The following is a 24,292-nucleotide window of genomic DNA, read 5'->3' on the forward strand; positions in this document are numbered from 1 at the left end:
GTGATTCATACGATAACGAGTATCGAAGCTCGTTTTGGTGGCCCCGCCCGGTCGGTCCCCAGTTTGGCTGCGGCGGAACAGCAACTGGGATTGAACCTTGAAGTTTGTTCCCTCGGACAGCCCCACACCGTGACCTCTTCGCCCTGGCCGAGCATCGCTCCGATCCGTGTTTTCCCCCGCCAAAGTCCAGATCTTGTCGGACGTAGCACTGCGTTAAAAAACCATCTCGAAAACGCTACCAGCGACCTGATTCATCACCACGGGCTTTGGCACCGCACGCTCCACTATGCGCATCAGAAAAAGCGTCGGGACGGCGTGCCATTGGTAATCTCTCCGCGGGGTATGCTCATGCCTTGGGCAAGGCGTCACCACGGGTGGCGCAAACGGGTCGCCGCTCGCTTGCTCCATCCCGGCGCTCTTAGCGGAGCTTCGGGCTGGCACGCCACCAGTGCCGAAGAAGCGCGCGCGATTCGCGACGCCGGATTTCGACAACCGATCTGCATCTCGCCAAACGGCGTGACTCTGCCCACCGCCGCGGAACAATCGGCCGCCGCATCGCACTGGCATCGCGTGGAACCTGCGACAACCACGCGCCGAGTCGCCCTGTTTTATTCACGCTTTCACAGCAAGAAGCGGGTGCGGGAGTGCATCGAACTCTGGCATGAGTTGGCCCCCAAGGGCTGGTTACTTCTCGTGGTCGGCATTCCTGAGGAGTTTTCGGTCCAGCAGCTGCGAGACCGGGTGCAACAGCTCAACTCTACGGACGCCGTTAAAGTCCACGACGGCACCAACGCCCCTCCCCCGTATGCCGCCGCGGAGTTGTTTTTACTTCCCACCCAATCCGAAAACTTCGGCATGGTGGTGGCGGAAGCACTCGCCCATGGCGTGCCCGCTTTGGTGACGGATGACTTGCCATGGGCAGAACTCGGAAGCCGGGGAGCCGGTTGGAGTGAACCTTGGATCGATCCCTATCGTGCACAGCTGCAGTCCGCTTTGGCGTTGGGCACGCCAGAGCTGGCTGAAATGGGCGAACGCGGGCGCCTTTGGATGAACGAAGCCTTTTCTTGGACTGCTGCTGCCGGCAAGTTAGTCGATTTTTATCATTCCCTGCTTCCCTGAAATGGGTCTCCCCGTAAACGCTCCCCTGCCGCTCTCTGTTCTCATTCCCGCCCGGAACGAGGAAGCCAATCTACGCGACTGCATCGCCTCATGTTCTGTGGCTGACGACATTGTGGTCGTCGACAGTCGTTCGTCCGACAATACCCCGGCAATTGCCCGGGAGTTGGGCGCTCGGGTGATCGATTTTGATTGGAACGGGCGGCTGCCCAAAAAGAAGAACTGGGCCCTAGCCAACGTGGAATGGAAACACGACTGGGTGTTCATTCTCGACGCCGATGAGCGATTCACACCGGAACTGGTCGAGGAGCTTCGAACAATCCTCGCATCGCCCCCCGAGAATACCCCCGGCTACTATGTGAATCGGCGTTTTTGGTTCCTGGACGGGTGGTTGAAACACTGCGGTTATTACCCGAGTTGGAATCTGCGTTTATTCCGTCACAACTGCGGACGCTACGAGCAGTTCACTGGGGTTGAAGATACGGGATCCGGCGACAACGAGGTCCACGAGCATGTGCAACTGCAAGGCTCCGCCGGATACCTCAAAGGCGAACTCGACCATTACGCATTCCCCACCATCGACATCTGGGTCGAGAAGCATAACCGCTATTCCAGCTGGGAGGCGCAACTCGATCTTTCCGCCGCGGCTCGCGCCGAAAGCACCACTGGAAAGCTCAAAACCGACATCGCGTTGAAACGTGTCCTGCGTCGCATCAGTCGCCGACTGCCGTTTCGTCCGACGCTTCGTTTCGTTTACCATTACCTGTTGCGACGCGGCTTCCTCGACGGCTATCGCGGGTGGGTGTTTTGTCGCCTGCTCGCATTCTACGAGTTCTTGGGCGTGGCCAAGGCTGCCGAATACCGGCGCAGTCGATCGAGTCCCCCGCCGTCATGAGTCGCCTGCTCTTCATCAACCGCTTCTACCGACCCAGCAGTGTCGCCACGGCCCAGCTGCTGACGGATATGGCCGAGCAGCTCGCGGGGCGAGGTCAGGACGTATCAGTATTGACCTCACGTTTGGACGACCAAGCCCCCACCGATTCGGTCGAAAACGGCGTGCGTTTACTACGAGTGCGCGGCACCCGTTGGGGAAACTCAGGCAACGTCGTCGCCCACGCGATCGACCTACTGACCTTCGCATTGGTTGCCGTATTCAAGGCCGTTCGTTCGGTAGGACGCGGAGACATGGTGGTGATCATGACGGACCCACCGCTTTTAGGCCTGTTGCTTCAGCCGATGCTTCGTTTGCGCGGGGCGCGCATCGTGCACTGGATCCAAGACATATACCCGGAGGTCATTCAGCGGGTAAGTGGCAGCAACGCCGCCCGATGGCTCGCCGGGCCGCGTAATCGCATGTGGCGCAACGCGGATGCCTGCATCACGTTGGGCGAAGATATGGCCCGATTGGCGCATCAAGCCGACGTGCCCGCCAACCGAATACATCTCCTGCCCAACTGGGCGCCGGATGGCGTTGAACGCCTTGCGCCTGAGCGAGCAACGGAATTGCGTCGCGAATGGGGACTCGAAGGGAAGTTCGTCATTCTCTACTTTGGTAATTTCGGGCGAGTGCATGCGCTGGACCAGATTCTCGACCTGGCCGATGAACTGCGGGATGACCGCCGGGTGTCGTTTTGCCTTGTGGGTCCGGGACCGCAGAAAGCGGCGCTTGAGACCGCTGCCACCAACAGAGGACTGACCGCCGTGCGTTTTCACCCGGCACAACCACGCGAGCGGCGGAGCGAGATTCTTGCGCTGGGTGATGTTCACCTCGTGACCCTCAAGGCCGGCTGCGAAGATGTGGTTTTCCCCAGCAAACTGTATGGCATCTGTGCCGCCGGTCATCCGGTCCTGTTCATCGGCCCGCCCGACTGTGAATTCGCCCAACTCATCCAAGAGCGCGGTCTGGGACTGAATGGCGATCCATCGAGTATGCCAAAGCTCGCCGAGCAAATCCGCAAATGGGTCGAGGATCCATCACAGGCCAAGACCCATGCGGCCGCCGCACATCACTTCTATGTGACAGAGGGCAACGCGCAGGTCGCCGCCGAACGATGGTTGCAAATCATGGCCAGAATCGAAGCACTGCACACCTCGGCGGGATTGAAGCCTTCTTCCACTCGATGACGATTCGTCGCGGCCATCTCTTTCTCTTGCTCGGACTCGACACCCTGGTGGTGTTCGTGACCTTCAATCTGCTCGGCCAATTGCGCGGCATTTTGGGCGCCGGGAACTGGCTACTCTCTCCGCTGCTGACCCCGTGGGTATTCACCGTCGTCGGACTATTCCTGATCGATGGCTACCGATCGCGCACGGAAATGATGAGCGCCGACTACACCTCGCAGCATTTCGTGGCGATTGCGTTCGCTCTCTTGGCAACGCTCATCGTCTCGTTTGTGCTCATCACCGAAGGGTCGCGTCTCGAAGACTCGCGTTTGGTCATAACCATGGGTTTCGCCTGTGTTGCCTTTCTCACCCTAAGCTACCGCCGGTCGATTCACCGCTGGATGAGCCATGAACGCTCCGATCGTGCGGTGCTATTTCTCGGCGACCAAGCCTCCTGTGAAACCTTCCGGGCAGCATGTGCCGAAAACGAGTTCCGGCAAAGAGTCATTTACGCCTACACCGGCGATGCCCCCCCCCCGCCGATGTCGGCGAAAAATTCGGAGGCCGATAGACTGCGGATGTATCGGGCCGTATTGGATGAAATCAAGTCGGGCGACATTTCGGTGGAAGCCGTAGTGCTCAAAGAAACCGCCAGCTCGATTCCGGAGGGTTTGGCCAGTGAACTCACCGAGTTGTATTTTACCGGTGTTCCGACCTTCACCCTCGAGCTCTTCTACGAGACCTACTGGCGCAAAATTCCCCTCTACCGCATCAACTATGTGTGGCTGTTCCAAAAAGGTTTTGAGATCGCCCGTAACCCGGTGTTCGAACGGATGAAACGCATGGCCGATGTGATTTCGTCTGCCTTGGGTCTTGTCTTGGCATCCCCGATTCTCTTGGCCGCAGCCTTGGCAATCAAGTTCACCGATGGCGGCAGCGTTTTCTTTGAACAGACCCGCATCGGCCGCAATCGAGTCCCCTTCCAAATCCTCAAACTTAGGACCATGCGATCGCTGCCGCCTGCGGATGTAGAGGCCGCATCGGTGCCTGGAAAAGACAGCCGTTACACGCAGGAGAACGACCCCCGCATCACTCGGGTGGGCAACTTTCTGCGCAAAACCCGGATCGATGAAGTGCCACAGTTGTGGAACGTGCTGCGGGGCGAAATGAGCCTCATCGGACCACGCGCGGAATGGGACGCTCTGGTGGCCGACTACGAAGAAAAAATCCCCTGCTACCACTTCCGTCACCTCGTTCGCCCTGGCATCACCGGCTGGGCCCAAATCAACTACCCCTATGGCGCGGGGATCGACGATACTCTGCGCAAGTTGGAGTATGACCTCTACTACATCCGTCACTTTTCCTTCGTGATGGATGCCGCCATCGTGCTGCGCACGATCCACTTGATGGTATTTGGCAAGGGACGTTGAAATAATCTGTCTCGCGGGCCCCTCTTGTAAGTCATGAAACGCCCCATCTCTTACGACTTCATCGCCATAGGCGGTGGATCCGCTGGTTTTAACGCGGCTCGCGTCGCCGCCGATCTCGGCAAAAAGGTAGCCATCGTCGACGGCGCAGAAGAGCTGGGTGGGCTCTGTATCCTCCGCGGCTGCATGCCGTCGAAAACTCTACTCTATTCGACCGATGTGTTGCACCTCGCCCAGCACGGAAAGCTTTTCGGTCTCAACATTCCGTCGGCCAAGGTCGACATGAAGCGCCTCCACGCCCGCAAGAAGGCGATCATTGGGGAATTCGCCGAATACCGCGCCAAAGCGATGATGCAGAAGCGTTACGACGTTTATCGCGCACACGCCAAGTTCATCGATCCGCACACCATTGCGCTCTCCGACGGCAAACTGCTTCGCGCCGAGCGCTTCATCATTGGCACGGGCTCCAAGGTTTCCGTGCCTCCACTCCCCGGCCTCGCCGACACTCCGTTTTGGACGAGCGACGATGTGCTCGACCTGGATTTTGTGCCCCAAAGCGTCATCGTGCTCGGCGGCGGAATCGTTGCCTGCGAGCTCAGCCAATTCCTCAGTCGCATCGGATCTCGCGTCGTCCAGATTCAACGCAGTTCCCACATCCTCAAAGAGCATTCGCCCGAGGCCTCCATCGTCGTGGAGGACGCGTTCCGGGACGAAGGGATCGATCTCCATACCGGCACGAGCATCCAATCAATCCGCACGACCAGCGACGGTGGCGTCAGCGTTACTTTCCTCAACTCCGACGGCAAGAAGCTCACTCGTCGCGCCAAGCACCTTTTCAACGCTCTCGGTCGCAGCCCCAACACTGGGTCTCTCGACCTCGCCAACGCAGGCGTGGAACTGCAGAAGTCCGGCCGCATCAAAATCAACCAGTGGCAGCAAACGACTCAGCGCCACATCTACGCCGGAGGCGACTGCTGCGGACCGCACGACATAGTGCATCTCGCGGTGGCACAGGGCGAACTCGCCGCTCGCCACGCTTTCGGCGAAAAGAAGCTCAAGCCGGTTGATGAGAACCTGCTCCTCAGCGTCGTTTTCACCGAACCGCCCATCGCCTCGATCGGCCGCTCCGAAGCGCAGCTCAAGGCCGAAGGCACGCCCTTCCTCACCGCGAGCTACCCCTTCGACGATCACGGCAAGTCCATCCTGATGGAGGCCAAACGCGGCTACGTGAAGGTCATCGCCGAACCCAAACGTGGACGGATCCTCGGTGCCGAAATCGTGGGTCCGCAAGCCGGCGAACTCATCCACTGCTTCACGGCTCCGCTGGCGATGAAAGCCACGGTCTTCGATCTGCTCAAAGCCCCGTGGTATCACCCGACCCTCGCGGAAATCCTGACCTATCCGCTCGAGGACATCGCCGACGAAATCAACGGCGACGCCTGAAATCAGGTCTTCGCGATCGCCAGCAGATCGCTCAGCTCCACTCGTTTCTCATAGAGGGCTTTGCCCACGATGACGCCGCCCAGGTTCGGGCGGCGTTTTTCGATTTCGGCCAAGCCGATTACGTCCTCGCGTCGGCTCACCCCACCGCTGGCGATGATCGTTGCGGAAACCGCGTCGGCCATTTCTTCCTGCGCGGCGAAATTGGGGCCCGTCAGCATCCCGTCGGTGCCGATGTCGGTGTAGATGATCGTCTGCACGCCGATGGCGTCCATGCGCTTGGCGAGATCGATCGCGCCGACTCCGGTGGTATCGACCCACCCCTTGACGGCGACCTGGCCATCCTTGGCGTCGATGCCGACCGCGATCTTTTCGCCGAAAGCCTGCACCATCTCGGCCACAAATTCTGCGCTCTCTGCGGCCCGCGTGCCGATGACGACCCGGCTCACGCCGAGCCCGAGCGCGCGCTCAATCGTTTCGCGGTCGCGCATGCCCCCGCCGAGCTGCACCTGCATGCCCGTCTGCGCGATGGCTTCCACCCGCGCCAGGTTCTGCGGTGACCCCGCAAACGCCCCATCGAGATCAACCACATGCACCCACGGGCTACCCGTCGCCTGAAAGGTCTTGGCGACCTCGGCCGGGTCCGTCGCGTAGACCGTCTCTTGGTCGGCGCGTCCTTGCAGCAACCGCACCGCGCGGCCGCCTTTGATGTCAATGGCTGGATAGATGATCATCGGGAATTTTGATTTTGGGTTTTTGATTTTCGATTTCAGGCTGGGCCGAAAGCAACTGTTCCTTTCATGGCAAAATCTTACTCTCCTCCTCCCTTCCTCGTGGAACTGCTCGCCGCGCGCGCTCCGTCCGGCGACGAATTTGAATCCCAGGCCGTCTTCGACCGCCACGTCCAGCCTTCGGCGGACATCTATCAGAAAGACGCCCTCGGCAACCGGATCGCGACGCTCAATCCCAAGGGTGACCCGATACTCATGCTTGCCGGTCACTTGGACGAGCTCGGGCTCATCGTCACCTACGTCAACAACGACGGCTTCCTCTACTTCAACACCATCGGTGGTCACGACCGCATCATGATCCCGGGTCGTCGCGTGATCATTCGCACGGCCAACGGCCCCGTGAAGGGCGTCACCGGCAAACGAGCCGTGCATCTCATGAACCCGGAGGATCGCAAGAAGGTCCCGGAGATCCATGAGATGTGGATCGATATCGGCGCAAAGGATAAGAAGGACGCCCTCAAGCGCGTGAGCATCGGCGACACCGCCACCTACGACCACGAGTTTGAGTTGCTCAATGGCTCCATCGGCACCGCCCGCGCCTTCGACAACAAGGTCGGCGCTTACGTCGTCGGTGAAGTCCTGATCCGCCTCGCCAAAGCCAAAAAGAAACCCGCCGCGCGCGTCGTGGCCGTTGGCACCGCGCAGGAAGAGATCGGCGTGCGCGGAGCGACCACCTCCAGCTACGCCGTAGATCCGCATATCGCCGTCGCCATCGACGTCGGCCACGCCACCGACCACCCCGATTGCGACAACCGCAAATTCGGCGAAACCAAACTCGGCGGCGGCCCGATCATCTGCCGCGGTCCCAACATCAATCCCCTGCTCTACGAGCGCCTCGTCGAGGCCGCTAAGAAAGCCAAGATCGACTACCAGTTGGAAGCCGACCCGCGCCCGACTGGCACCGACGCGCGCGCGATCCAGATGGCCCGCGGCGGTGTTGCCACCGGACTGATCTCGATTCCGCTGCGCTACATGCACACCCCCAGCGAAATGGTCGATCTCGCCGACGTGGAAGCCTGCGTGCAGCTGCTGGTCGAGTTCACCAAAGCACTCAAGCCGGGCGACTACCTGCACTGGTAGTCGCGCCCCGCGTCACCTTCCTCTCAAAACAAAAGGGCGCCTGCTGAGGCGCCCTTTTCTGTATCCCGTAAGCGGCTCGTCCTCAGACGAATTCACCATCGCGCATCGGACGCACAACATCGCAGCGCTTGGCAATTTCCGGATTGTGGGTCACGAGGACAATCGCCTGCCCGTTCTCCTTCGCGAGACGGGTAAGCAAATCGAAGACGAGGTTGGAGTTCTTTTGGTCGAGGTTGCCGGTCGGCTCGTCGGCCAGGATCACCGAAGGTTCGTTGGCCAGAGCCCGCGCGATGGCCACGCGTTGCTGTTCGCCTCCAGAAAGCTGCGTGCCCAGACGATGCGTCTTCTCGCCCAGGCCCACCGACTCCAGCAGGGACTTCGCCCGCGCTTCCATCTCCGCCTGGCTCAATTTGCCCTGCTTGCGCATCGGCATGATGACGTTATCGAGCGCCGAAAACTCGAGCATCAGAAAGTGGAACTGAAAGACGAAACCCAAGTGGCGGTTGCGCGCCGCGGTGCGGGCGTCATCGCTACTGTTGGACATCAGTTCGCCGTCCAACCAAATTTGGCCGCCGTCCGGTTGGTCGAGCAGCCCGAGCTGATAAAGCAGCGTCGATTTACCACAGCCTGAAGGTCCCACGATGGCGTAGACGTTGCCGCGTTGAGCTTCGAAAGAAACGCCCCGCAAGACATGCACGCGTCCCTCGCCCTCGCCCAGATAGCGATGCAGGCCTTCGCAGCGCAGCACCACTTCGCCACTCGCCGCCGGCTTGTTCGTCGTTTCACTCATTGGGCTGTCCCCCGAATAACGTCACCTGGCTCCAGCCGAGCGGCACGACGCGCCGGCACCAGACTCGCGATCATGACCATGATGATGGCCGTGATTGTCGCCGCGACGTAGTGCCAGATGGACCACGACACGATGAACGTATCCGTGGCGAAAATACCGGTGATACGCACCGGCACATTGGAAATCACATAGGTGCCGCCAGCGCCGAGCGCACAGCCCAAGATGGTGCCGATCACCAGCACGATGACCGCCTGCCACAGGAAGATCTGAAGCACGTCCTCTCGGGTGTAGCCCATCGAGCGCAGGATCGCGATGTCCTTGGTCTTCTCCATCACGATCATGGCGAGTGTGTTGAACATCGCCAGACCCGCGATGAGCGTGAAGACCGACACCGTAATGCCGGAGGAGATACGCAAGGCCCGGAAAACCTCGAGCCAAGTCTTCTCGCGCTCCTGCCAACTGGTCGCGCTGTGTCCGAGAGTCTCCTCCATGAGCACCGCATCTGCGGGGGCGCGATTTGGCTCGATCAAACCGACCTGCAAAAACGAAGCACCGGTGGTTTTCTTGAGCAACGAACGGGCCTCACCGAGGTGCATGTAGACACGTTCCTTGTCGATGTCGGCCACGCCGGTCTCGTAGATGGCGCAGATGGTGTAACGGCGATTCTGTTCACGCGTTTGCAGTGACACCGAATCCCCCGGCTCCAGTCGCAGACGCGTTGCCAGAACCCGGCCGATCATTATGCCAAGCGCCGACACACGATATTCCGCCAAATCCCCGCGCACGATCTGGTGCTCCAGGTCGGAGACCGCGATGTGGTCGTCCAATTCGATGCCGTAGATCTTGGCGTCCTCGTCCTTGAAGGAGCTCTCTACCGTCACCGATCCGGTCACGACCTGAGAAATGGCGGCCACGTTGGCGAAGGGGCGCAGCCCCTTGATCAGCAACGCGGGCTCGTCGATGCCCTCGATGTATTTCCGGTTCTTCTCATTGGAGATGAGCATGCTCGACTCACCAAAATCGGTGCCGCCGGCATACATCACTCCCATCGTGTCCTGAATCTTGTCGGCGATCCGAATAGCGCCGTTGGTGCCCAGGATGGTGCGGATGAAGAATTTCTCGAAACCGCTGGTGGTGGCCTGAGTGATGATGAAAAGGCCAACGCCCAGCACGATGCAGGCGAGGCTCATCAGCATGGCTCGCTTCTTCGCGGTGAGAAACCGCAGGGCGATGCGAAAGTTAGGCGACATAATCGCGCTCGGCTCAGCCGCGCTCCTCAACATTCACCCGATCGCCATCCCGATAGAGATCGAGTTCTTCCGTGATCACGAGCTCGCCCGGGCTGATACCGCTGACGATTTCGACTTCGTTGAGACTCTCGTAACCGGCTTCCACCGAGCGGATTTCTACGACGCCGTCACTCACGACCATAACCTTATCGCCGATCAGGGCACGTCGCGGGATGAGGGTCGTGCCATCACGCTCGTTCGTGATGATACTGACCTCACCGGTCAGACCCGGGACCAACTGGTCGAGCGGGATATCGACGTTCAGATGAACGATGTAGCGCTGCGTCTCGGCATCAGCCGCCGGCAACACCTTGGAAACCGTCGCGTTAAATTGTTGGTTGCCGTAACCGAGCAAGCGCACGGAAGCGCGTTGGCCCAGAGCGATGTTGGAGAAGTTCTCCTCGCTGATGCGGGCCTCAACGGTGCGGCTGGTCGAGATGAGCAAGGCGATCGGCGAATTGGAACCGATCAGGTCACCCGGCCGGGCGTAGACTTCGGATACGACGCAATCAAACGGCGCCGTGATGCGCATCTTGGCCAGTTGGCGGCGACGCTGCGCGAGGGTATTGCGGTAGCTGGCGAGCAGGAGGTCGTTGTTCACCTCCTCGGTCTTCAGCTTGTTCTCGATCTGCTGCACCGCGCGCTCGCGCTTGCGATACTCAGATTGTGAGAAGTTACCCGAGTCCAAGAGGCGCTTGTCTTCTGCCAACCGTTCCTGCGCGGTCTCGAGTTCGAGAGCGATCGTCGATCCCAGTTCGATACGGGCCTTGGCGGCGTCATACTCCGTTTGGATGCGCTCGATCTCGAGCTCCAGATCGCTCGAATCGATCTGCACCAAAAAGTCGCCTTCCGCGAAGCTGGCTCCGGTATCGAGAGCAGAGTCCTGCACCCGGCCACCGACCTCAGATTTGAGCGCCATGTCGTATTCGGCCTGCACCGTAACACTTCCAGGCACCGACTGCAGCGCCTTGCCTTGCCACGCCGCGCGCACGGTGGCGGTCGGTCGATTCAACATGACAGCCGCGGCCACACCGGCCACGACCACTACCAAAACAGCGATAAATTTTTTCATCGGGAATTAGCCGGCAACAAATCCGCAGCCGGATCAGCATCCATCAGACTCAGGAAGTGGAACAAACGTTCCCAATAACCCATGCGAGCCGTCATGGTTCCGCCCCACCGCTCGAGCAGATTGATGCGAGCCTGCGACAATTCGTTTTCCGAAGCCTCCCCTCGATCGAAACGCTGCTGCGTGTAGTTGAGGTGATTTCGCGCAATTACCAACTCTTCGTCTTCGACTGAGACCTCCATCGAGCGGTAGTCGAGCTGCCGTTCGAGGCTGTCGATATCGTCAAAAATCCGGTTCTTGGTCGACTCGTAGTTCACCTCGGCAGCGCGCATGCGATTGAGCGACGCACGCACCGCACCACGGCTGGCGAATCCGTCCCAGATCGTCCAATACACGCCGATACCCGCGTAGAGGGATTGGTATTCGTAGCGGTTACCAATGTTGGCCGAATAGCTCTGCTCGTCCTGAGTCAGGCCCGCGATGGCGTTGACGCGAGGGCGCAGGCTCATCTTGGCGTTTTTGAGCTCCTTCTGCTTGATTTCCAGTTCTTTGAGCTGGATCTGGAGATCGAGATTGGTCGGATCGGCCATGCTCTTGAACCGCAAGGCGAGGCTTTCGATCGCCGCGGCATCATCCTCCGTATTGAGCTCGGGAAACTCGTCGGCGATGTCGTCATCGGTGATCAAGTCCACGCCCACCATGCGGCTGAACATCGATTTCGCGACCATGTAGCCATCCTCCTGATACCGCACGCCCACCAGAGATCGTTTGTGAGATTGGCGCTGGGCCTGAAGTTCACCCTCTGAAAGCGTATTGAGGCGTCGCTTTTCCTCCGCATCGGCCAGCTTCTCGTCCACCAACTGCATGCTGAAGCGGTAACGCTCGACCACTTTTTTCTGGATCATGAGCTCGAGGTATTTTCTCCGGATTTCGTTTACCATGGTCAGCATCGCCTGGCGAGTGCGGCCGGCCTCGATATCGCGGCGAATCTTCGCATTTTGGATGTTACGGGAGATCACCCCCCAGTGGTAAATCGGCTGCGACATCGAGACGCGGTAGTAGACCTTGTCCGCCGTTTGCGGCTCCGAGAAATCGCCCCGGTCTTCTTCGGAACGGACCATGTCCGCCGAAGCGCTGAGGTTGGGTAGACGGGCTGACTTGGCGGTCAGCAGGTCGGCGTCGGCAACCGCCTCGTCGAAGCCACGCACGATCGCTCGCGGGGATTGCCGCAGGGCGTGGTCGATAAATTCCCGCAACTGCGGCAGGGAGTCTTCCGGCATTTCGAGCGCCGGTTGAGCCGAAGCGCTGATTCCGAGGCTGAGGGCACCCAACACGGCACCGACAAAGTAGCGTCCAAAGGAACGGCAGGAGGAGAACAACATTGAAAGGGATCTGGTTTTGAATCGTGAGCCCCAGTGGGATTGCGAATTCGAACAGGGACAACGCCATAGCAGCGAGAGTGCATGCAAGCTCATTCTCGGTCCTACGACAGACTGCGGCGGGGCCTCCTCCATTGGGAAATTGTGCTTTACTCTTCAAAGCCCCTATTGGTTCGTCTTCCGGTTCATGCCTGCCACCACCCTCGCGTCCGCAAACCGGTTGCCCAGCCTGTGGCAATCCCGCGACCTGCTGTGGCAATTCACCCAGCGTTCCATCGAGCTGCGTCATCGCGGCAGTCACCTCGGCTTGGCGTGGTCGTTTGTCCAACCGCTCCTCATGCTCGGCCTCTATGTGGTCGTGTTTGGGTTCATTTTTGATGGCACCTTCGGCGTCCTGCCCGACGAGTCCCGCGTCGACTACGCCCTCGGCATTTTCCTCGGCCTTACCCTCTTTCATTTCATCGCCGAGACCTTCTCGGTCGCTCCGACCGTGATCGTCGGAAACCCCAATTTCGTGAAGAAGGTCGTCTTCCCGCTCGGCATCCTGCCGGCGTCCACCGTAGGCACCGCCGCCTTTCACCTGCTCATCAGCTTGGGCCTCGTTTTCATCGGCGTCATTTTCTTCGGCGAGGGCCTGAGCTGGAGCGCACTGTGGCTGCCGTTGATCCTAATCCCCATCATTTTCCTCGCCCTGGGCGTCACCTATGCGGTCTCGGCCTTGGGCGTATTCTGGCGCGACCTCCAACAGCTCACCCAGTTCACAACGCTCGCACTCATGTATGCCAGCGCCATCTTCTTCCCGGCTTCCAAGGTGCCGCCGTCGATCTGGATGTTCCTGCGCTTCAACCCGCTGCTGTTGGCCATCGAACTCTCCCGCGACGTGCTCCTGTGGCACCGCCCGCTCAATTGGCACCATCTCGTTTACCTTTGGTTCGCCAGCCTGCTGACCTTCTTCATCGGCCGTTGGGTCTTTGAACGACTCCGCCCGGCATTTGCCGATGTGCTCTGATTCCCCCATGAGCGAAGCCCCATTGGTCATCGCCGCCCACGGCATCGGCAAAGCCTACCGCATCTGGGAATCTCCCGGTGCCCGCCTCTCCGCCGCCTTCTGGCAGGGACTAGATCGGCGCATCCCCGGCCAAAACGGCCCCCTCAATCGCGCTCTGGCCGAACGCGCTCGCCGCGGGTTTCGCGACTTCCACGCCTTGCAGGATATCGAGCTCGAAGTGCGCCGCGGTGAGAGCGTCGGCATTATCGGCCGCAATGGTTCCGGCAAATCCACCCTGCTTCAAATCATCGCCGGCACCCTCCGCCCCTCGACCGGCGATGTGGCCGTGCAAGGTCGTGTCGCCGCCCAACTCGAGCTCGGCGCGGGCTTCAACCCGGAGTTCTCCGGTCGCGAAAACGTCTACCTCTACGGTGCAGTGCTCGGTCTCGATCGAGCCGCCATGGATGCCAAATTTGATGAGGTCGCGTCCTTCGCCGATATCGGCGAATTTTTGGAGGAACCGGTAAAAACCTACTCCAGCGGCATGATGACCCGGCTCGCGTTTGCCGTGAGCACCTGCGTCGAACCCGAAGTGCTCATTATCGACGAAGCACTCAGCGTGGGCGACGCACCCTTCCAGGCGAAGTGCTTCCGCCGCCTGCGCAAACTCATCGATGAAGGAGTGAGCCTACTGTTCGTGTCCCACGACCTCGCCACGGTCCGTTCCGTCTGCTCGCGTGCCCTCTGGCTCAAGGACGGTCGCACCGCCGCGTGGGGCGACGCCAAGACGGTTTGCCGCGAATACGAAAAGTTCTGTTGGCGCGAACAGGGGATCAACTTCGACGACGACGGCCCCTCCGGCGGCTCCGCCAAAGCCCAGATCCTCGCCGGCGCGAAGTCGGACGGCGAATCCACAGACGAGGAGCCCGTCGGAGATGCGGAGGAGGCCGCGCCCGCCCTCTCCCCCATCGATAAACTGCTCGATTCGGCCGCAGCCGATTTCGCCCAACGCGCCTCCGAAGCCGGTCGGGTCGGCACCGGCGTCGCCCGCTTCGACAGCTGCGTGCTCACGGCCACGAACGGTGAGTTGATTCAGCGCGTCGATTTCGAGCAGGAGGCGGTCTTCCACACCCGGATCACCGCGCGAGAAGCCATCGATTCGGACATCGTGATCGGACTCGCGATTTTTAACGTCAAAGGCGAGCGCATCGCCGGCGTGCAAAACGTCCACGAGGAATTGCGCCTCAAACTCGCAGCTGGCGAGAGCACCTACGCGTCGGTGCAAATGCGTTTCCCTTTCACCCACGAAAAATACGCCGCCCGTCTCACCTTGATGGGCTTTCAAGACGGCGATCGCACCGTCAACGGCATCTACGACTTCAATCGCAGCATCATCTTTGATCAGGTGACCGACGCGTTGTTTTTTGAAGTGCAGCTCCACGCTCCCTTCCCGATTGGCCCCGCCGTGTGCTTGCCCGCTCACATCACGCTGAGCTCAACCCCGCCCGCCTTGTCATGAGCATTGGCCCCTCTCGCCCAGATTACGGTCCAGCGCTGCACGCGATGATCGCGCGGATCGATGCCGAGCTGGGTTCTCCGGCTCAGCCCAGTCGCCAACTCACCACGGCCCCGGCCGCTCCCACGTCTCGTTCTTGGCGCCAGCTTGAAGAAGCGGCCGAGCGCTTCGCCGCCGCCTGGACCTCGCGGCGCGATGGCTTGGGCTCTTTCAAGCGTATCGGACGTGCCACCATCGAGGCCGACAACACCGTCGTCGCCACCACCAAACCGTGGGAGTTCCAAGGCTGGCTCCCCTTCGCTTCCCGCCGCGTTTTGCGACTCAACGGAGCATTGGCCGAGGTTGAATTGGAGGTCACCCAAGGTGAAGTGGGCATCGCGATCCTGGCGGACGACGGCTCCCAATTTGTCGGCAAACGCTACGTCGCCACTGTCGGTCGCCACCAGCTGCAGCTGCCGATCCGCAGCGACGAGGTGAAAGGCATCGTTTTTTGCAGCACGGATGCCGTCGAGACGCCGGCGCGTTTTTGCATCCGACGCACCGCCCTCCTCAAGATCGATCCGGAATCACCCGCCGCCCAGCACTTGCGGGAACAGTTTCTGGCCGCCGGCAATCCACCGCCCGAAACGGATGACCCCGACGCGGTTCCGGCGACCGTGCCGCTGGTGCTCTTCCATCTCCTCGGTCAGGGCAAACTGCACGCCGTGCGTGCCCTGCTTCACGCGGCGCGCCAACTTACTGGCGACACGCCCGCTTGGTTCCCGGCCCGACTCAGCGAATTGTTGCAACAATTCGACGGCCTCAAAGATCGCGGCGACCAGCCGACTGCGGTCCCGCCCGCCACCACCACGCCCACGCCTTCGACTTCCCCCGAACCAACCGAGCGAGCCGCCGCAGAGCTACTCGCCCTGCGTCACCTCACGACCGGGGCAGACCTCGTTCCACTCCAGCTCGAGTTGCTGGAATTCGGCTTCACTTTGGACCTCATCGGCAGCGTCCACGCCAAACCGCTGCAGTTCACTTGGCAGCGTCAGGCGCTCGCCTCGACCCTCGTGCCCCGCGGTCTGCTCGCGTCGTTGCTGGCCGTCATTGGTGACCGCCTCCGCGGCGACCTCCAATCGCTGCGCGTCGAAGCTTCGACCACGACCACCGGCACCGAACTCTGGCTGCACAGCGATCTTGCCCACGGCGACCTCCAGTATCGCGACTTCACCGGCAATGCCGCCGCACTGCACCACCACCTCAACGATCCCCGCTGCGCCTCCCCGCGCCTGGAACACCGCTTGGGTGAGGAAAACGCCATCGGCCTGATCTGGCCGGATACCAACGAAGAGGCCGACCTCCCCGATCTGAGTTGGACCGCAGGAGACGATGTTGCTGCGACCACGCAACTTTACATCGGGCAAAACGGCGGCGAGATCCGGCGACGCGGCGGCCTCTGCTACAAACTCTCGCCCACCGAATCCACCAAGCCCAACGACTTGGTCGACGAAGCGAAACTGTCCCGCCAACTCGCGGAACTCGATTTTGTGGTCCCGGTGCTCAGCGCGCATCGCTGGCCCGAGGGTTCGGCCATGTCCTATCCCTTCCAAGCGGGCACCACCTTGGCCCAGGCAGCCTTGGACGCCACTCCCGCCCCCGTCGACCAACCTGCCATCATTCGTCAGGTCACCGACGCCTTGGTGGAGCTCAACCAGCGAGGTATCCAGCACCGCGACGTTCGCGCCGAAAACATCCTGCTGCGTCCCGACGGCACGATCGTGGTGCTCGACTTCGACCAAGCCCGCCCCCACGCGGACGCTGACGACTTCGGCAACGAATGGGATGCCGAGGCGGTGTGCGCTGGCTTTGGCGGTATGCTGCGACAACTGCACTGGGAGCGCGACTATCTCGCCACCGCCGGCCAACTCGGTTTCGCGTGGGAACTCGGCCGTCACTCCGCCGCCAATTCCCCCGGCAAACACGCCTGCTACTACGCTTGGCGCTGGGGTCCCCTTGCCCTCGAGGGTGAGCGCCCGTGGTCGCTGCGCTGGCAGCTGTTGCGCCCGGCTTTCCGCCGCGAAGGCGTGGCCCCTGGACGCTTTCTCGAGCTTGGTGCCAATCTCGGCCTGCTCTCCACCTATGCTTCGTTGGAAGGCTGGGAAGCCCGCGGCATCGAGCGTGATGGGGTCGCCGTCACCGCCGCCCAGCGCATCGCCGCCACCCTCGGCGCGTCCTCCCAATTCTCCCGCGGTGACCTTACCTCGCCGGCCCTTTTCGCGGACCTCGACGACACCTACGACATGGTTTCGGCCCTTTCAGTCGTGCACTGGCTACCCGACCCTGCCCCGGTCGAGGCCTTCCTCCGCCGTCAGCCCCGCCTTCTCTTCGAAGGCCATCGCGCCATTGCCGACGAAGAAGCTTACCTTCACGAATTGGGCTTCGAAACCGTTAGCCTCCTCGGTTATTCGGAAAGATTACGTCCGATTCTACTAGCGACTCGCGCGTCCTGAACTGTCTCCTTTTCCACCGTGCCTGCCTCCTCCGATTTCGGCTTCCTTCGCATCGCCACCGTCTGCCCTGAGCTACGCGTGGCCGATGTCGTGTTCAACCTCGACCAACACCACCGCTGCCTCGCCCAGGCCGCCGCCGCCGGTGCCCGCCTCGTCCTCTTCCCCGAACTGAGTCTCACCGGCTACACCTGTGGCGATCTCTTCGCCCAGCAACTGCTCCGCACCACCGCCCGCGAAGCCCTCTGTGCTTTGGCCGAAGCCACTGCCGAGATCCCCGCCTTTGCTTTGGTTGGCCTCCCCTTTCTGGTCGACGACCGCCTCTACAACTGCGCCGCCCTTATCGGCGACGGTCGCGTCCTCGGACTCGTGCCCAAGACCTTCCTGCCCAACACGCAGGAGTATTACGAGCAACGTTGGTTCACCAGCGCCGAGCGCCTGCGCGTCGACACCGTCGAGCTCGCCGACGACTATGTGGCGATTTCGCCTTCGCTGCTCTTCAACGACATCACCACCGGTGCCTGCATCGGCATCGAGATTTGCGAGGACCTTTGGACTGCCAGCCCGCCCAGTGGCCAGCTGGCTCTCGCCGGCGCCAATCTCATCCTCAACCCCTCCGCCAGCGACGAACTCCTCGGCAAGGCCCCCTACCGCCGCGACTTGGTCAAACAACAGTCTGCGCGCTGCCTCGCCGCTTACGCTTACGCCAGCTCGGGTCCCGGTGAGTCCTCGACCGATGTCGTGTTCTCCGGCCACTGCCTCATCGCCGAAAACGGCGCCCTGTTGAGCGAGTCGAAACGCTTCCAGTTCGAGTCCCAGATCCAATGCGCGGACATCGACATCCAGCGTCTCTCTCACGAGCGCATCATCAATAGCTCCTATTCGAGCGCAGTCGCGACCCTCACGCCGGATCGCATCAAAATTGCCCTGCCCGAGGCAAAAACGCCGACGAAGAAGCAACCGCAGGCCCCGTTGGGCACCCTTCGCCCGAACCCCGCGCGCCCCTTTGTCCCGTCCGATTCCGCCATCCGCGCCGACGCCTGCCGCGAGATCTTCGCCATCCAGTCCACCGGCCTCGCCAAACGCCTGCGCCACACCGGCGCGCGCAAAGTCGTGATCGGCATCTCCGGCGGACTCGATTCCACCCTCGCCCTCCTGGTGACGGCACACGCCTTCGACCTGCTCGGACTCGACCGCGCCGGCATCATCGCGCCCACCATGCCGGGCTTTGGCACCACCAAACGCACCCGCGGCAATGCCGAAAAACTCGTCGAGCAACTCGGCGCCACCCTGCGCATCATCCCCATCGGCGACAGCGTGATGCAGCACTTCAGCGACATCGGACACAACCCGGAGTCACACGATGTGACTTACGAGAACGCCCAGGCTCGCGAGCGCACCCAAATCCTCATGGACGTGGCCAACCAGGTGGGCGGATTTGTCGTCGGCACCGGTGACCTGTCCGAATCCGCCCTCGGCTGGTGCACCTTCAATGGCGACCACATGTCGATGTATCACGTGAACGCCAGCGTTCCGAAAACCCTCGTGCGTTACCTCATCGACTGGGCCGCCGAAGCCGAGTTTTCCGGCGCCACCACCGCCGTGCTGCACGACATCGCTGACACCCCGATCAGCCCAGAACTGCTGCCGATGGGCGCAAATGACGAGATCTTGCAACAGACCGAGGACGTCGTCGGTCCCTACGAACTGCACGACTTTTTCCTCTTCCACTTCCTCCGCCACGGCGCCCCGCCGGCCAAAATCCTCTACCTGGCCGAGCTCGCATTCGGGAAACGCTACTCCCGCGCCGTGCTGCTCAAGTGGCTCGAAACCTTTGCCCGACGCTTCTTTGCCCAACAGTTTAAGCGCTCGGCCATGCCGGACGGCCCCAAGGTCGGCTCGGTCGCCCTCTCCCCGCGCGGCGACTGGCGCATGCCCTCCGATGCCTCCAGCGCCACCTGGCTCGCGGAGATCGAATCGCTTAAGCCGGCAAAATCTCGCGCAAAGCGCCGTTGACTCGCCCCGCAGTCATTCGCTGTGCTCGCTAGTTTCTTATAAAACGACCCATGAAGGATAAGCTTATTGTTGTCTGCGGCGCCGGCGGTTTCATCGGCGGACATCTCGTTGCAGACCTTATTCGCCAAGGCCACACGCGCATTCGTGCCGTGGACCTCAAACCCCTCGATCGCTGGTATCAACGTTTCGACGACGTCGAAAACCTCACGCTCGACCTCCAAGGCCTCGCGGCCTGCCGCACCGCGGTGAAGGACGCGGCCTGGGTCTACAACCTCGCCGCCGACATGGGCGGCATGGGCTTCATCGAGAACAACAAAGCGCTGTGCATGCTCACGGTGCTCATCAACACCCACCTCCTGCAGGCCGCCCGCGAAGTCGGCGTGGAGCGCTTCTTCTACTCCTCCTCCGCCTGCGTTTACGCGCACGACAAGCAGACCGATCCGACCATCACCGGCCTCCGCGAAGAGGATGCCTACCCCGCGATGCCCGAGGACGGTTACGGCTGGGAGAAACTCTTCTCCGAGCGCATGTGCCGCCACTTCACCGAGGACTTCGGTCTGCTGACCCGCGTGGCGCGCTACCACAATGTTTACGGCCCCCACGGCACCTTCGACGGTGGTCGTGAAAAGGCCCCGGCCGCCATCTGCCGCAAGGTCATCAACGCCAAGCTGGCCGGCACCAATGACATCGAAATCTGGGGCTCGGGCGAACAGACCCGCTCCTTCATGTTCATCGACGACTGCCTGCAGGGCACCCAGGCCATCATGCGCAGCGCCGACATCACCTTCCCGATCAATCTCGGCAGCGAGGAGAAGGTCTCGATCAACCAGCTCGTCGACATCGTCGAATCCATCGCCGGCATCGAGCTCAAGCGGAACTACAACCTCGACGCGCCGAAGGGCGTGAACGGCCGTAATTCCGAAAACACCCTCATCCGCAAGATGCTCGGCTGGGAGCCCTCCATCTCCCTGCGCACTGGCATGGAAAAGACCTACGCTTGGATCTACGACCAGATCAAATCCGGCGCCTCCAAGGACTCCGTGGTCAACATCGCCTGAACCTTCGTCTCGGCCCCCATCCCGCCCCTCTTCCCGCTCTCCCGCGATCTCACACAATGACTGAAAACGTCTCCATCATCGGACTTGGAAAACTCGGCGCCAGCATGGTTGCCGGCATGGCCTCACGCGGCCTCAACGTCATCGGCGTCGACATCAACCGCAATGCGGTCGATGCTGTGAACGCCGGCCGCGCGCCCGTCCAGGAAACCGGGTTGGATGAGATGATCGGCCAGCACCGCGAGCGCATCCGCGCCACCCTCGATACCACCGAGGCGGTGCTCCAGTCCGACATCAGTTTTGTGATCGTGCCGACTCCGAGCGACGAGCGCGGGGCCTTCACGCTGCAATACGCGTCCTATGCGTTCAAAGCGCTCGGCCAGGCGTTGAAGAAGAAGGACGGTTACCACGTCATCGTGCTCACCAGCACGGTTCTCCCTGGTGCCACCCGCCATGGTCTGCTGCCCATTCTGGAGAAAGAATCCGGCAAAGTCTGCGGCCGCGACTTCGGTCTCTGCTACAATCCCGAGTTCATTGCGCTGGGATCGGTCATCCGCGACTTCCTGAATCCCGACTTCTACCTGCTCGGGCAGTTCGACGAGCGCTCCGGCGACTTGCTCGAATCGGTCCACAACAAGGTGTCCGAGAACGCCGCGCCGGTGAAGCGCATGACCATCGAGAACGCCGAGTTGGCCAAGATCGCGGTCAACAGCTACGTCACCATGAAGATCTCCTTCGCCAACATGCTGTCGGAGTTCTGCGAGAACATCCCGGGTGGTGACGTCGACGTGGTTTCCGATGCCCTCGGCATGGACAAGCGCATCGGGCGCAAATACCTCACCGGCGGTTTCGGTTTTGGTGGCCCCTGCTTCCCCCGCGACAACGTCGCGCTCAACTTCATGGGCAACTCGCTCGACGTCGACAGCCGCCTCTTGGCCGAAAACGACGACTACAACCGCAACCTCGCCAAACGCTACGTCGCCCGCCTCCAGCGCGACCTGCCGAAGGGCGCCAATGTGGCGGTCCTCGGTCTCGCCTACAAAGCCCACTCTCACGTTATCGAGGAATCCCCCGGCATCCTGCTGTGCAAAGCCCTCTCCGAGGCCGGCTATCGCGTGATCGGCCACGACAATCTGGCGGCCCCTTACGCGGAAACCGCGTTGAAGATGAGCTCGCTGGTAACCGACTCCCTCGAGGAAGCCCTCAAAGACGCCCAAGTGGTGCTCATCACCACCAACGATCCGGACTACCTCGCCCTCACCGCCGACCAAGTCGCTCGCGACCAGGACAGCGTCACGATCGTCGACTTCTGGCGGACCCTCGGTCACTTGGCAGAGGACTCGCGCGTGCGCTACCTCCCCATGGGTCGCTGTCTCGACGACGCCGGCGCCGCCGAAAAACTCGAGCCGCTCTGGACGTCCTAAGTCCGGCATAGATTCGGCTTACGGGACCCCAGCCAAACAAGAAATGTCGACCCGCCGACCAATCGAGGAGCGACCAAATCGGGTTACAAACCGATGGATGTGGCTCACGTGGGTAACGGCTTGGGCATTGGGAAACCTCTCACTGCTTTTATTTCGCGAAGGGTTTCCCTTTCCTCCCTTCGATCAAATCGACACCTGGTTTTACACGGGGTTCATGTGGAACCTTACGCGTTGGAATGAGCTCTACCCCTCTACCTACTATGCAGCGCGAGTGAGCTGGCTCTTCCCTGCCGCACTGATCCACTCTCTCCTTCCTGCAATCTGGGCCAATATCGTCCTCAAAATGACGTTCTCTGGCCTCTTGTCTTGGGCGTGGGGATTCATCGGTTGGCGAGTAGGTGGGAAGAGCGTGGCCACCACCGGCGTTCTATTGGCCGTTTTTGCGCCCCAAGTCATTATTGCGCTTCACGGCGACTACACCGACACCGCCTTCTTGGTCTACTCCGCGCTCGCGGTTGCATTCATATTTGGGGCCGCAACCTCCAAACACGCCTGGCTTTGGATGATCGGAGTGGGGGTCGCCTTAACCTTCACCGGTTTGGCGAACATAGGTATTTTAACCTTTGTCGGGGTGGGAATCGTGCTCTTCCACTTAATGTGGATCCCGGGCACGTTCTTAACCCAACTGCTCCGGCTGGCCGGATACGTCTGCACTGCTGCGGCGACAATCGGCATTTTGCAGTGGATCCACTACAAAATGGGCGGAAACGAGTTCCTTTTTGCGGCTCAGATACGTCTGGCAAATATCCTCAATACCGAGGGCACTGCGAACGAATGGTTCATCCCGGGATGGGACTGGGCCGTGCAGGCCACCCAACTCGTTTTACCCGCCTCTGCGGTATTTGGCGGCGCGGCCTACCTGTTCACCTCCAAACGGTGGTATTCGGAGTCAAATCACGCGATTCTGTCACTTTTGGCGGGCCTTTGCATGTCGTTGATGATCGCGGGCTACCTGCAATTTCGCGGCACAATGGCACTGAGCTCATTCTACTATTCTGTCGCGTTTCTCTCCCTGAGCATCCCGCTCCTACTGGCCTTGCTCGGGAAATTCAGCCTCTCGGAAACCGCATCCAAGTGGTGGAGCCTGTTTACCGCCGGCGCACTCGCGTTTGTTGCCCTCGTGCCTTGGCCCATGCTTTATAGTAAAGGGTTTTTATGGTGGCGAACGATCTGGGGTGATTCAGAAGCATTCCTCTTTGGCAGTTGGGGTATTATTTCCATAGCCGCCGCACTACTCCTCGGCGTTCGAAATCGGTTCTCCTTCATTCGCCGGATCCACCCGACCATCTACCTCGTTGCTGTGGTTTACCTGAGTATGCCGAGAACCTTTCCGCATTTCAGCTACTCGGACCGCCTGCAACAACGCTACTCAGCGATCTACCAAGCGACGCAATACCTTCAGGAAACGACCGAGCAAAAACCGCTCTTCTGGATAAACCCCGATTTCGATGACGCGTGGTCCCTCGCATCGGTGCACATTTACGGCTTCAGCCTCTACACCATGGACCCCTTCCCTGAGGTTTCGGATCCGTTTCTAACCCCCAGCCCAGTGGTGCTCGCAGTTGAACCGGGAAAAGGCGAAGAGGCGCTAGTTGCAGCACAAGACCGCCTTGCTCGCTCAGGTTTTTCCGTCGAAAACCTGAAAACAAAGAGAATCGACGCGAACGATGGAATCGGGTTCGACCTATTAGTGTTTGATGTCGGTCTCCTCCCCATCGATCCCGCCTCTCCCCCCGCTGACATCAAGCCACTTCAAATCATCAGCGCTTTAGAGTATTCCGGAGAGCACTCTTACCTGAAAGAGCTGGGCTTTTTTAATCACAATGGCGGACATGTTTCCATTCAAACCACCGACCATGTCGCAAGGTTTGTTCGAACAACGCCCATCGATTACGCATTCACCCATTGGCGCGAACTCCCCAAAACAGGTCATAGTCGCCACCTCATCATTGAGTTCTACTTCAATCATGGAGGGCATACCAAAGTCGCCATCGAAGATGAACACCTCCGCCAGTTCCACATCATGGACTTTACCGAACCGGGGCGTCATGTTCGCCAACTGCCGGTGCCCAACGATTCAAAGTTTTTCCGCTTTCGCTTCTACTCCCCCACCGAAGAAAGTGCGCCCCTTCCAACCAATATCATTATTCACGAAGCACCTAAATAACTTTGGGGAGTTCCCCGGAACCACTCACTCCTCTGGTATACGCACTCTTACGCTAAACCCGACGCCTGATTCGAAGGGCAGCTCAAAAACCAC

The 24,292-nt window shown here is 60.7% G+C and carries 18 protein-coding genes; 13 read left to right on the forward strand and 5 right to left on the reverse strand.

Annotated elements, in window-relative coordinates:
* Genes K1X11_RS03590 through K1X11_RS03610 form a run of 5 tightly spaced genes read left to right on the forward strand, consistent with a single transcriptional unit; the run spans position 1 to position 6,089 of the window.
* Positions 1-1,119 carry a glycosyltransferase gene (locus K1X11_RS03590; protein WP_324726080.1) on the forward strand — a complete coding sequence of 373 codons (1,119 nt, stop codon included), beginning with the start codon at positions 1-3 and terminating at the stop codon, positions 1,117-1,119.
* 1 nt (position 1,120) lies between these two features.
* Positions 1,121-2,011, forward strand: coding sequence for a glycosyltransferase family 2 protein (locus K1X11_RS03595; protein ID WP_221032908.1), 891 nt, complete (start codon positions 1,121-1,123; stop codon positions 2,009-2,011).
* Positions 2,008-3,240 carry a glycosyltransferase family 4 protein gene (locus K1X11_RS03600; RefSeq protein WP_221032909.1) on the forward strand — a complete coding sequence of 411 codons (1,233 nt, stop codon included), beginning with the start codon at positions 2,008-2,010 and terminating at the stop codon, positions 3,238-3,240. Before K1X11_RS03595 ends, K1X11_RS03600 begins: the two co-directional genes overlap by 4 nt.
* Positions 3,237-4,649: a sugar transferase gene (locus K1X11_RS03605; RefSeq protein WP_221032910.1), complete on the forward strand. Its 1,413-nt coding sequence runs from the start codon at positions 3,237-3,239 to the stop codon at positions 4,647-4,649. The genes K1X11_RS03600 and K1X11_RS03605 overlap by 4 nt, the downstream gene beginning before the upstream one ends.
* A 33-nt stretch (positions 4,650-4,682) precedes the next feature.
* Positions 4,683-6,089, forward strand: coding sequence for a dihydrolipoyl dehydrogenase family protein (locus tag K1X11_RS03610; protein ID WP_221032911.1), 1,407 nt, complete (start codon positions 4,683-4,685; stop codon positions 6,087-6,089).
* A gap of 2 nt (positions 6,090-6,091) precedes the next feature.
* Here the strand turns inward: K1X11_RS03610 and hisA are convergent, their stop codons facing one another.
* Positions 6,092-6,820, reverse strand: a complete 729-nt coding sequence (hisA, locus tag K1X11_RS03615; protein WP_221032912.1) for a 1-(5-phosphoribosyl)-5-[(5-phosphoribosylamino)methylideneamino]imidazole-4-carboxamide isomerase — start codon at positions 6,818-6,820, stop codon at positions 6,092-6,094.
* 66 nt (positions 6,821-6,886) lie between these two features.
* On the opposite strand from hisA, the gene K1X11_RS03620 reads away from it, so the two are divergent.
* Positions 6,887-7,957, forward strand: a complete 1,071-nt coding sequence (locus K1X11_RS03620; RefSeq protein ID WP_221032913.1) for a M42 family metallopeptidase — start codon at positions 6,887-6,889, stop codon at positions 7,955-7,957.
* A gap of 82 nt (positions 7,958-8,039) precedes the next feature.
* On the opposite strand, the gene K1X11_RS03625 is transcribed toward K1X11_RS03620, so the two are convergent.
* The 4 genes from K1X11_RS03625 to K1X11_RS03640 are packed head-to-tail and all read right to left on the reverse strand — an operon-like array spanning position 8,040 to position 12,487.
* Positions 8,040-8,747 (reverse strand): ABC transporter ATP-binding protein, encoded by a 708-nt coding sequence (locus tag K1X11_RS03625; protein ID WP_221032914.1) that lies wholly within the window; start codon positions 8,745-8,747, stop codon positions 8,040-8,042.
* Positions 8,744-9,997, reverse strand: a complete 1,254-nt coding sequence (locus K1X11_RS03630) for an ABC transporter permease (protein WP_221032915.1) — start codon at positions 9,995-9,997, stop codon at positions 8,744-8,746. Before K1X11_RS03630 ends, K1X11_RS03625 begins: the two co-directional genes overlap by 4 nt.
* Positions 9,998-10,010: 13 nt before the next feature.
* A complete protein-coding gene (locus tag K1X11_RS03635; protein WP_221032916.1) occupies positions 10,011-11,108 on the reverse strand; it encodes an efflux RND transporter periplasmic adaptor subunit in 1,098 nt (365 codons plus the stop codon).
* Positions 11,105-12,487 (reverse strand): TolC family protein, encoded by a 1,383-nt coding sequence (locus tag K1X11_RS03640; protein ID WP_221032917.1) that lies wholly within the window; start codon positions 12,485-12,487, stop codon positions 11,105-11,107. The genes K1X11_RS03635 and K1X11_RS03640 overlap by 4 nt, the downstream gene beginning before the upstream one ends.
* A 184-nt stretch (positions 12,488-12,671) precedes the next feature.
* Here K1X11_RS03640 and K1X11_RS03645 point away from each other — a divergent pair, with 184 nt between their 5' ends.
* The 7 genes from K1X11_RS03645 (at position 12,672) to K1X11_RS03675 (ending at position 24,199) form a co-directional block, all read left to right on the forward strand.
* Positions 12,672-13,493 (forward strand): ABC transporter permease, encoded by an 822-nt coding sequence (locus K1X11_RS03645; RefSeq protein WP_221032918.1) that lies wholly within the window; start codon positions 12,672-12,674, stop codon positions 13,491-13,493.
* A gap of 7 nt (positions 13,494-13,500) precedes the next feature.
* Positions 13,501-14,991 carry an ABC transporter ATP-binding protein gene (locus tag K1X11_RS03650; protein WP_221032919.1) on the forward strand — a complete coding sequence of 497 codons (1,491 nt, stop codon included), beginning with the start codon at positions 13,501-13,503 and terminating at the stop codon, positions 14,989-14,991.
* The gene (locus K1X11_RS03655) at positions 14,988-17,480 is read left to right on the forward strand and encodes a lipopolysaccharide kinase InaA family protein (protein WP_221032920.1); all 2,493 of its coding nucleotides are present in this window, start codon (positions 14,988-14,990) and stop codon (positions 17,478-17,480) included. Before K1X11_RS03650 ends, K1X11_RS03655 begins: the two co-directional genes overlap by 4 nt.
* Before the next feature lie 18 nt (positions 17,481-17,498).
* The gene (locus K1X11_RS03660) at positions 17,499-19,493 is read left to right on the forward strand and encodes an NAD(+) synthase (protein WP_221032921.1); all 1,995 of its coding nucleotides are present in this window, start codon (positions 17,499-17,501) and stop codon (positions 19,491-19,493) included.
* Between the two features lie 50 nt (positions 19,494-19,543).
* Positions 19,544-20,551, forward strand: coding sequence for an NAD-dependent epimerase/dehydratase family protein (locus tag K1X11_RS03665; protein ID WP_221032922.1), 1,008 nt, complete (start codon positions 19,544-19,546; stop codon positions 20,549-20,551).
* Between the two features lie 56 nt (positions 20,552-20,607).
* Positions 20,608-21,972: a nucleotide sugar dehydrogenase gene (locus K1X11_RS03670; RefSeq protein ID WP_221032923.1), complete on the forward strand. Its 1,365-nt coding sequence runs from the start codon at positions 20,608-20,610 to the stop codon at positions 21,970-21,972.
* Positions 21,973-22,243: 271 nt separating this feature from the next.
* Positions 22,244-24,199 (forward strand): hypothetical protein, encoded by a 1,956-nt coding sequence (locus K1X11_RS03675; RefSeq protein ID WP_221032924.1) that lies wholly within the window; start codon positions 22,244-22,246, stop codon positions 24,197-24,199.
* The last annotated feature ends 93 nt before the right edge of the window (positions 24,200-24,292 follow it).

This window comes from Actomonas aquatica (assembly GCF_019679435.2).
Taxonomy (GTDB): domain Bacteria; phylum Verrucomicrobiota; class Verrucomicrobiia; order Opitutales; family Opitutaceae; genus Actomonas; species Actomonas aquatica.